We start from the raw sequence: 10,014 nt of genomic DNA, 5'->3' as shown, positions 1-10,014 counted from the left end.
AACCAGCACCGCCACCGGAACACCCCACGAGACGCGGGCCGGACCCCTGCCGGTGCGCGATGAGGCGGGAAATAACCCAGTCGCATTCGGGACGCCACCCGGCCCCGGTCGGCGGTGCACGTCATCCACCGGAAGCTGGCGATGGTGGAAAAAGCACGCGCCCGGCCACCGGTGTGGGTGGGCGGGCGCGGGGGATTTCCTTCGGAGGCGGACTACAGCGCGGTGGCCTTGCCGGGCTCCAGCACGACCACCTTGGCGGTGCCCCGGCCCTTCTTCAGGGCGGCGGTGAGCGCGTCCGGGGTGCCGGCCAGGGCGGGGAAGGTGCCGAAGTGCATGGGCACCACGGTCTTCACCTTGAGCAGCTTCGCGGCAACAGCCGCCTGGGCGGGGTCCATGGTGAAGTGGCCGCCGACGGGGAGCAGGGCCACGGTGGGCTTGAACTGCTCGGCGATGAGGGCCATGGACTGGAAGGCCCCGGTGTCACCCGAGTGGTACAGCGTGGGGCCGTTGGCGATCTCGATGACGAAGCCCATGGGCGCGCCCGCGTACTGCGCCGGGGCCTTGGGGTCCGCCTGGTAGCTGCTGGAGTGCACCGCCTCCACGAAGTGGATGGTGGCGTCCTTCACCTGGAAGGTGCCGCCGACGTTGCCGCCCATGGACTGCGCCTCCGGCAGGGCCAGCAGCGACACCAGCTCGAAGGAGCCGAACACCTTCGCGTTCGTCTTCTGGGCCAGGGCCTTGGACTCGCCCACATGGTCGAAGTGACCGTGGGAGACGAGGATGGCGTCCACCGCCTCCGGCCACGTCGCACCCTGGGGCGCCTTGGGGTTGGTGAGCCACGGGTCGATGGCGATGACCGCGCCGCCCGGCGTCTTCACCACGAACGCGGCGTGGCCCCACCACGTCACCTCCGTCTTGCCCGCGGTCGCCGCAGCAGCGGCCTTGCCAGCCGGGGCCGCCTTGGGCGCCGCCGGGGTCGTCGGGGTGCCCTGCGCGAACGCCGCGCCCGAGACACCCAGCACCGCGCCCACCACCACTGCCATCAGCTTGGTCCGCATCGTTGTCTGCTCCAGGAGGGAGGAAAGGGACGACATGTCGCCGTGCCGCCATCAAGGCGCCGCTCGGCCGGGGCGCCACATAGCACCCTCCGGGGAAGCAGGAGGGGGCTGGTGTGTCCGGCCGCCGTGGGCCGGACAGAATTCCCTCACGGGGGATTGAAGCCCCCGGGGCGGGGCCCGCGCGCTACGCTCGATTCCAGCGTGGACCATCGATTCCAAGTCAGCCTCCGCGGGGTCATCGACCTCCTGTCCCACCACCTGTACAGCTCGCCCGGGGTGTACGTGCGGGAGCTGCTCCAGAACGCCACGGACGCGCTGCGCGCCCGGCAGCAGTTGGAGCCCGGGGCCTCCGGCTCCGTGGGGCTGGAGCTGCGGGAGAAACAGGACGGCGGGCCGCCCACCCTGCTCTTCACCGACGAAGGCGTGGGGCTGACGGAGGAGGAGATCCACCGCTTCCTCGCGACCATCGGCGAGTCCTCCAAGCGCGAGGTGCTGGAGGCGCGCCGCAACGACTTCATCGGCCAGTTCGGCATCGGCCTGCTGTCGTGCTTCATGGTGTGTGACGAGTTGCTGGTGGTGACGCGCTCGGCGAAGGGGGACGGCCGCACGCTGGAGTGGCGGGGCCGGCATGACGGCACCTACGACGTGCGCGTCTCCGAACACCCGCTGGACGCTCCCGGCACGCACGTCTACCTGGTCGCTCGCGAGGACATGGCGGAGTGGTTCGCGCCGGAGCGGGTGCGGCAGCTCGCCCGCCACTACGGGGGCCTGTTGCCGTTTCCCGTGCGGCTCACCGTGGGCGGAGCGACGGAGCAGCTCAACCCGGACGGCCCGCCCTGGCGGCGCCTGTACGAGACGGCGGGAGAGAAGCGACAGGCGTTGCTCGCCTACGGGCGCGAGGTGTTCGGCACGGACTTCCTGGATGTGATTCCGCTGCGCTCGGCGGCGGGGGACGTGGATGGGGTGGCGTTCGTGCTGCCGGCGTCGCCGCACTTCAATGCCAAACAGAAGCACCGCGTCTACCTGAAGCACATGCTGCTGTCGGAGAGCGCGGAGAACCTGCTGCCGGAGTGGGCCTTCTTCGTGAAGTGCGTGGTGAACGCGAACGGGTTGCGGCCCACCGCGAGCCGCGAGTCCTTCTACGAGGACACGGTGCTGGCGCAGGCGCGCGAGGCGCTGGGGCAGTCGCTGCGCCAGTACCTGATGGACCTGGCGCGCGAGGAGCCCCGGTCGTTGCAGCGGCTGATTGCGCTGCACGGGTTGTCGGTGAAGGGGCTGGCGCTGGATGACGACGACTTCTACCGGCTGGTCATCGACTGGCTGCCCTTCGAGACATCGCTGGGGATGATGACGTTGGCGGACTACCGGCGCTCCTGGCCGGTGGTGCGCTACACGCCGACGATGGACGGGTTCCGGCAGGTGGCGCGGGTGGCGGCGGCGCAGGGGCTGTGCGTGCTGAACGCGGCGTACACGCATGACACGGCACTGCTGGAGAAGCTGCCGCATGTGGTGTCGGACGCGCAGGTGGCGGCCTTCTCGTCGGCGGACCTGCCGCAGACGTTCGAGGAGCTGACGCTGGACGAGCGCGAGGCCATCTACCCGTTGCTGCGATTGGCCGAAGGGGTGCTGGCGCCTTTCCGCTGCGGGGTGGAGGTGAAGAAGTTCTTCCCGGCGGAGGTGCCCACGCTCTACAGCTCGGACGCGGAAGGGGCATTCCGGCGGGACGCGGAGCGGGCGCGCGAGGAGTCGGATGACCTGTACGCGGGCGTGCTGGAAGGGGTGATGGCGGGCGCGGGCGGAGGACAGCGGGCGCAGTTGTGCCTCAACCTGCACAACCCGGTGGTGCGGAGGCTGGCTGCGGTGGAGAACCGGGAGCTGCTGAAGCTGTCGGTGGAGATGCTCTACGTGCAGGCGCTGCTCCTGGGGCAGCACCCGCTGAACGCACAGGAGATGGCGTTGTTGAACCACGGCCTCCTGGGGCTCATCGCGGCGCGGCTGGACGACGGTGGCGGGAATGGTTCGTCCGGTTCCGGCTCGCGGGGGATGCACTGATGGGGGATTGGCGCCAGCAGGTGGAGGCGTTGCGCGAGCGCGCGGAAGGGCTGCCCGAGGGCGACGCCAAGGTGCGCACGCTGGAGGAGGCGGTGCGGATGGTGGACACGCATGGGGACGTGCCGCTGGGGTACGCGTTGCGTGATGCGCTCATCGACGCGGCGACCTTTGGCGGGTTCCCGGACAAGGCGCTGGTGGCCTTCGCGTGGTGCCGGGGGCAGCAGAAGAAGGACCCGCAGCGGTTCGATCCGGAGGACATGCTCTGGAAGCAGAAGTGGGTGGTGGGGCGGCTGGACGAGTTCCCGCACATCAGCCGCAAGCAGATCGCGGACGCGCTGGATGACGTGGAGCAGAGCTTCGCGAAGCTGGACGCGGGCCAGCGGGCGGCGCTGAAGCTGCGCTACCAGATGGCTCGGGACATGGGCGACACGGCCGAGGCGGAGCGCCTGTGGGAGGCGTGGCTGGTGGCGCCCCGGGATCACCTGACGGACTGCCGTGTCTGTGAATTGGACGACGAGCTGGACCACCACGTCGATCGGGGCGAGTGGGAGCAGGCGGTCAAGAAGGCCAAACCCATCCTGGACGGGCGTCAGTCCTGCGCGGAGATCCCGCACCTGACGCTGGGCACGCTGCTGTATCCGTTCTTCAAGCTGGAGCGGATGGAGGAAGCGCGGGCCTGCCACGTGCGCGGCTACGCGATGGTGGCGAAGAACCGCGAGTTCCTGGCCACGGTGGGCGAGCACCTGGAGTTCCTGGCGTTGACGGGCAACCTGTCACGCGGGCTGACGGTGCTGGAGAAGCACCTGGGCTGGGCGCTGGAGCACTCCAGCCACCGCGACCGGTTCACCTTCTACGCGGCGGCGTCGTTCCTGTTGGGACAGGTGACCGCGGACGGCCGGGACGAAGTGAGCCTGCGTCTGCCCAACGCGTTCCCGCTGCACGCGGTGGACGGTGGGTACGCGACGCGGGCACTTCGAGACTGGATGGAGACGCAGGCGCGCGACATCGCGGCACGGTTCGATGCTCGCAATGGGACCCGGCGGTTCACGGAGTTGCTGGCGCGCAATGAAGTGCTGGCGAAGGAAGCGCGGCTATTTCCGTTGGATTAACGGCCTTTATCCTCGGCACAGCATCCCGCACGTCTTGGCCTTTCCACCTACATTACGTGACAATTATTCAGCCATTATCGCGCCCAACTGAGCGTACATGCCCACACTCGCCATTCGGCCGGCCGGACACCAACAGACTCTACCTTGCCAGCCGTAACGCATCAGACCAAGCCTCCATCCAGCTCCGAAACTGCTCCCGACTGCCGGGGCTCAGAACACTCCACCAAGCGTATTCGCAGGATCACATTCAGGAAAGGAGGAAACAGGCAGCCTTCCTCATACAGCAACATTGCATTAGCGCAGGTAGGCAGCAATAGTCATCGTGCCAGAGCCTCCAAAAAAACTCGCCCCACAAACCACACAAAAATGAGCCACATGACAAAACCGGAAATCTCATCTGACTTGCCGATGGTCAAAGATCCCACACGAGCACAAAGCGAAAACATCCAGACTGTCGTCAGTCGGATGGAAAGCGGTCGGATCGTAATCCCAGACTACCAGCGCGACGCCGAGCAATGGGACGCAAGGAAAGAATCACTATTTATCGAGTCACTACTCAACAACCTCACAATTCCTGCCTTTTTCTTCGCAGAGCAAGAAGCAGGTAAAATCGAAGTGGTCGACGGGCAACAGCGACTCAGCACCATTCTTAAGTTCAAAAACGAGAAGCTTACACTTAGCAACGACGAGGAGATGGTGTACCTAACACCACAGAGCGCACAGTATCGAAACAAAAACTACAAACAAATCCCTGAGCCCCTGCGCAATGTCTTTGATGACTACCCCCTCACCATAATCTACCTGCCTAAGAATTTAGCATTAAGCGCCAAGCTGGAAATATTCAGAAGAATCAACGAAGGCGGCACACCACTCTCTCCTCAAGACATCAGACTGTCCTACTACAGTGAATCGCAGTCCGTCACATTCATCAGACTGGCGGGAATCTATTCCGACACCGATGCCGCCAAGCGGATGCTTTCTACAGCCACAAAGCATGGCATAGAGAATCCTTGGAAGGATCATGTCAAAGCACATGAATTGTGGAGCGACTGGTGGGCAGACACTGTTAAGGCCAAGGGGCAGACTCCTTCCGAAATGTTTCTCTGGTATCTCGTACAGAGACACCGGGAGAACATCAATGCACTCGTCTCAACGCCCGACACAATGAAACACCTACCCCTTGGCTTCCGAGGAACAAGCGAGGAGGTACTGGATATCTTCTGTGCCCAACTCCTCCATAGCGACAAGACCGGAGGGAAGACCAAAATTCTTCCTACACATGGCAAGCCCCTAGAGAAAGAGTTCGACAACTTCATCCAGTGGATCGAGTTCATCCTTGGCCATGGACTCACGGGAATGGGCGTAGATAAATATAAGCAAATGGCCCTGTTCATCGGAGCCGCAGTTGAACTCAAACTAAAGCCGCAGTCCCTTACGGACGACCAGTGGGATGCAATCTCCGAGTTCATCCGAACCCCACGACACTCCGGAGCCAAGTGGCTTAAAAAAGTTGGGTATCCAGAACCCAAAGGACGATGGGGCGGAGACAAAGGACAAAAGGCACAATGCGATAGCACCATCAAGCTCATTTCCGAGATTGTCAAAGCAGGATAAGATTGTCACGCCCAAAACATCTTCCCGATTGCGACCCAGACTCCATTCTTTTCCCCAAGATCTGGAAAGAGTCTTTCTATCGAAGATATACAGACAGGGCTTCTGGCATGTACACCTGTCCCGAATGCCTCCGAGGATTCAGTGGGCCGGCCGGACTGAAGCAACTCCACGCCGACCACAAGTTGGCGCGTTCACGAGGAGGGAAGACCGTTTGGGAAAATCTTGTTCTGCTATGCGGCCCTTGTAATCTCACCAAAGGAAACAAGCTTCCCCACGAATAAAGCTCACTTCAGACGTGCCGATGCGGGCCATCTTCACGAAGGGCGGGATTGTGAGAGCAGTGACACCCCTGCCACTTGAAGTGACCTGTCTCAGCGCTACGACCAAGCGTCCGGCCCCCCAAAGGAATGGCAAATCAATGCCGGCCCGGCCGGGATTGGTAGACTCAGCCAAAGGCAACGCCACTTGGTTCGATCTGTTCGACGGCAAGGACTTGGACCCAAGCCGCCGCGCCTCGAAGTAAAAGCTCGACGCCTGCCTCAGCGCTTCAACTTCGAGAACGGATTGTTGAACGGCTCCGGCTTCTTCTGCGCCGGGGCCTGATTCCCCTGCTGCGCCGGAGGCCGCTGCCCACCGCCCTGCGGCCGTGAGGGCCCGCTGCTCGGCCGCTCCGTCATCCGGCCCTGCCCCGTCGCTCCGCCCACCGCGGGCTTCCCGGACGCCTGCGGCGCCCCGCCCTCCTGCAGCGCCTTCACCGACAACGCCAGACGCTTGCGCGCCAGGTCCACGGTCAGCACCTTCACCGTCAGCCGGTCGCCCACCTTCGCCGCCTCCGACGCATCCTTGATGAAGCGCGTGGACAGCTGCGACACATGCACCAGCCCGTCCTGATGCACTCCCACGTCCACGAACGCTCCAAACGCCGTCACGTTCGTCACCGTGCCCTGCAACACCATCCCCTCCTTCACGTCCTCCAGCGAGCGCAGGTCATCCCGCGTCGCGTGCGCCGTGAAGTCGCCTCGGGGGTCGCGGCTTGGCTTCTCCAGCTCCGCCAGGATGTCCTTCAGCGTCAGCTCTCCCAGCTCTGGCCCCAGATAGCGCTTCGCTTCAATCTTGCGCACCAGCGTCGCATTGCCCACCAGCGAGGCCACGTCCACACCCAGGTCCTTCGCCATCCGCTCCACCACGGAGTAACGCTCCGGGTGCACCGCGCTCGAATCCAGCGGCTCCGGCCCGCGCACGCGCAGGAAGCCCGCCGCCTGTTCGAACGTCTTCGGCCCCAGGCCGCTCACCTTCAGCAGCTCCCGCCGCGTGGTGAAACGCCCCTTCGCCGCCCGGTGCGCCACCAGCTTCTTCGCCAGCGACGGCCCCACGCCGGACACGTGCTCCAACAACTGCGGTGACGCCGTGTTCACATCCACGCCCACCGCGTTCACGCACGAGTCCACCACCTCGCCCAGCTTCTTCTTGAGCAGGCCCTGGTCCACGTCGTGCTGGTACTGCCCCACGCCGATGCTCTTCGGGTCGATCTTCACCAGCTCCGCCAGCGGGTCCTGCAACCGCCGCCCAATCGACACCGCGCCGCGCAGCGACACGTCCAGCTCCGGGAACTCCTCCCGCGCCACCTCCGACGCGGAGTAGATGGAAGCCCCCTGCTCGCTCACCGACACCACCGGAATCTGCAGGCCCAGCGCCTTCAGCGTGTCCCGCGTGAAGATTTCGGCCTCCCGGCTACCCGTGCCGTTGCCCACGGCGATGAGCTCCGGCTTGTGCTTGCGCACCACCGCCTCCAACAACTTCGCCGCCCGGGCCCGCTCGTCCGCGCTGCGCTCCGAGTACAGCGTCGTCGTCTCCACCACCGTCCCCGTCACGTCCATCATCGCCAGCTTGATGCCCGTGCGAAGTCCCGGGTCCAACGCCAGCACCGCGCGCGCCCCGGCAGGCGGAGTCAGCAGCAGGTGCCGCAGGTTCTCACCGAAGACACCGATGGCGCCCTTGTCCGCGCGCTCCTTCAGCTCCGTGCGCAGCTCCGACTCCAGCGACGGCCCCATCAGCCGCTCCCATCCATCCTCCACAGCCGCGCGCAGCTCTCCGGCGAACAGCGACTGGGGCCGCGTCACCACGCGCCCGGTGAAGAGCCCCTTCACCTCGTCGTCCGGCAGGCCGAGCTTCACCTTCAGCACGCCCTCCTCCTCCCCGCGCAAGAGCGCCAGCACGCGGTGGGATGGGGCCTGGGACAGCGGCTCCTCGTGGCCGTAGTAGTTCTCGAACTTGGTCGTCTCGCCCTTCTTCGCCGGCACCACGTCCGAGCGCAGCGTGCCCCGCCGCGTGCACAGGTCGCGGGCCTCGCGGCGCAGCTTCGCGTCCTCCGCCACGCGCTCGGCGCAGATGTCGCGCGCGCCCGCCAGCGCGGCGGCCACGTCCGCGACGCCCTTCTCCGTGTCCACATAGGGCTTCACGCGCGCGTCCACGTTCTCCCCGCGCTGCCCCTCCTGCTTCCACACGAGGTCCGCCAGCGGCTCCAGCCCCTTCTCCCGGGCGATGGCCGCGCGCGTGCGCCGCTTGGGCTTGTACGGCAGGTACAGGTCCTCCAGCTCCGCGCGCGTGCGCGCCGCCTGGAGCGCCTTCGACAGCTCCGGCGTCAGCTTCCCCTGCTCCTCGATGCTGCGCAGGATGGTGTCGCGCCGCCCATCCAGCTCCGCGCGCTCCGACGAGCGGTCGAGGATGGCCTGGATCTGGACCTCATCCAGGCCCCCCGTGGCCTCCTTGCGGTAGCGCGCGATGAAGGGGACCGTGCCCCCCTCCTCGTGCAACGCGAGGGTCCGGTCCACCTGCTCCGGCTTGATGCCCAGTTCCTGGGCCAACGCGGCGGCATAGACGTGCATGGGCCCGTCTATACCCCGGTCCGCCCGCGCCTCCCAGCGGCGCGCCGCGCCCTACCGCCGGACGAGTCGGATGGCATCCAATGCGACGTTGTAACCCGTACTCGCCGCGTTCTTCCCCACCACCGTGAAGGTGAACAGCTTGGGCTCCAGGTCGGTGAACGTCACCGTCCCCAGCTCCACCTCCGCGTACGCCGTGCCGCTGGAGTACTCGTCCCGCGTCCCGCCCACCGCCACGCCCCCCACATCCAGTTGGTACTGCCCGCGCCCGTTGTTGCGCTTGGTGAGCACCCGCACCGCGAACGTGCCCACCGTGCGCGGCATGAGCGTGTACGTCACCTTCGCGCCCACCGCGTTCGTGTTGTGGTAGCGGATGCCGCCCATTTCCGCGCCCGTCTCCACGTTCGTGGACGACAGGTCCCCGGCGCTCGTCGGCTTCAGGTTCTCCGCCTGGTACACCAGCGCCCTCGCGTCGTGCTCCACCGCGCGCCCCAGGCGCTTCTGCGTCTGGTCCACGTAGAGCGACTGCGGCACCAGTTCGTTCCCGGACGTCGCCACCTCCGCCAGGTCCGCCGGCGCCGTCTTCGTCGTCACCGACACGTCCACGGTCGTCACGCTGCCACGCATGCCAATCACATAGCCCTGCCCGTACTGCTGCGAGCGCACGACGCTGGAGCCCCCGTAGGCCGGGGCCTTCGCCCCGTTGGTGTTCCAGAACACGCTCTGCGTCGTGGTGACGCCGTGGCTCACCGTGCCGTAGGGCGTCCGGTCCGCCGCCTCGAAGCGCTCCTGGTAGAGCGTCGTGTTGTCCACCAGGTTCGCCGCGCTCAGGTGCATGTGGAAGTCGGACACCTTGTCCCCGTTGGACGCGCGGTTGTTGAACAGCACGTTGCCGGTGGTGTGCATGGAGCGGAAGTCGAAGTTGTGCCGCCCGCCGTACGCCACGCTGTCCTTGAAGAGGCTGTCACTGCCGCGAATCGAGTACAGGTAGCCATTTCCGCCACCGCCCATGTACTGGGGCTTCTCCATCTGGCACGCGTCCACGGTGATGTTGCGCGAGTAATCCAGGTCGATGCCGTTGGACAGCAGGTGCACATCCCGCGTGTTGGACGGCGGCCGGTAGGAGCTGACGCCGCGGATCCACCCGTCCACCACGTGGTTCATCCGCACCGCCACCGCGAACGCCCGCCCCGACTCGCCGCTGCGCGCCGCCTCGATGGCCGCGTTGAGCGCCAGCACGTTGGACTGGTCCGCCAGGTCCTTCACCGTGCCGGTGATGTCGCCCACCTGCCGCGTGCG

The 10,014-nt window shown here is 66.0% G+C and carries 7 protein-coding genes; 4 read left to right on the top strand and 3 right to left on the bottom strand.

Annotated features, from left to right (window positions below):
- Nucleotides 1–212: 212 nt before the first annotated feature.
- Entirely contained in the window at nucleotides 213–1,058 is an 846-nt protein-coding gene (locus D7X74_RS34340) for a metal-dependent hydrolase (RefSeq protein ID WP_120537222.1), read from the bottom strand.
- A 201-nt stretch (nucleotides 1,059–1,259) separates the two neighbouring features.
- Between D7X74_RS34340 and D7X74_RS34335 the strand changes: the two genes are divergently transcribed.
- The 4 genes from D7X74_RS34335 to D7X74_RS45395 all read left to right on the top strand — a co-directional run bounded on the left by D7X74_RS34335 (nucleotide 1,260) and on the right by D7X74_RS45395 (nucleotide 6,114).
- Complete coding sequence (locus D7X74_RS34335) at nucleotides 1,260–3,110, top strand: HSP90 family protein (RefSeq protein WP_120537221.1); 1,851 nt, start codon at nucleotides 1,260–1,262, stop codon at nucleotides 3,108–3,110.
- Nucleotides 3,107–4,219 (top strand): hypothetical protein, encoded by a 1,113-nt coding sequence (locus D7X74_RS34330; RefSeq protein ID WP_120537223.1) that lies wholly within the window; start codon nucleotides 3,107–3,109, stop codon nucleotides 4,217–4,219. Before D7X74_RS34335 ends, D7X74_RS34330 begins: the two co-directional genes overlap by 4 nt.
- 375 nt (nucleotides 4,220–4,594) lie before the next feature.
- Nucleotides 4,595–5,833: a DUF262 domain-containing protein gene (locus D7X74_RS34325; RefSeq protein WP_120537220.1), complete on the top strand. Its 1,239-nt coding sequence runs from the start codon at nucleotides 4,595–4,597 to the stop codon at nucleotides 5,831–5,833.
- Nucleotides 5,834–5,940: 107 nt separating this feature from the next.
- Complete coding sequence (locus tag D7X74_RS45395; RefSeq protein WP_120537219.1) at nucleotides 5,941–6,114, top strand: HNH endonuclease; 174 nt, start codon at nucleotides 5,941–5,943, stop codon at nucleotides 6,112–6,114.
- Nucleotides 6,115–6,372: 258 nt separating this feature from the next.
- Here the strand turns inward: D7X74_RS45395 and D7X74_RS34315 are convergent, their stop codons facing one another.
- Together D7X74_RS34315 and D7X74_RS44570 are read right to left on the bottom strand one after the other, a co-directional pair.
- The gene (locus D7X74_RS34315; protein ID WP_120537218.1) at nucleotides 6,373–8,718 is read right to left on the bottom strand and encodes a Tex family protein; all 2,346 of its coding nucleotides are present in this window, start codon (nucleotides 8,716–8,718) and stop codon (nucleotides 6,373–6,375) included.
- Nucleotides 8,719–8,769: 51 nt separating this feature from the next.
- Nucleotides 8,770–10,014, bottom strand: a 1,245-nt coding sequence (locus tag D7X74_RS44570) for a methyl-accepting chemotaxis protein (RefSeq protein ID WP_233602382.1), incomplete at its 5' end; no start/stop codon positions are given.

Origin of the sequence: Corallococcus sp. CA047B (assembly GCF_003612065.1) — a bacterium.
Lineage (GTDB): Bacteria > Myxococcota > Myxococcia > Myxococcales > Myxococcaceae > Corallococcus > Corallococcus praedator.
This window is presented reverse-complemented; position numbering and strand designations above follow the sequence as displayed.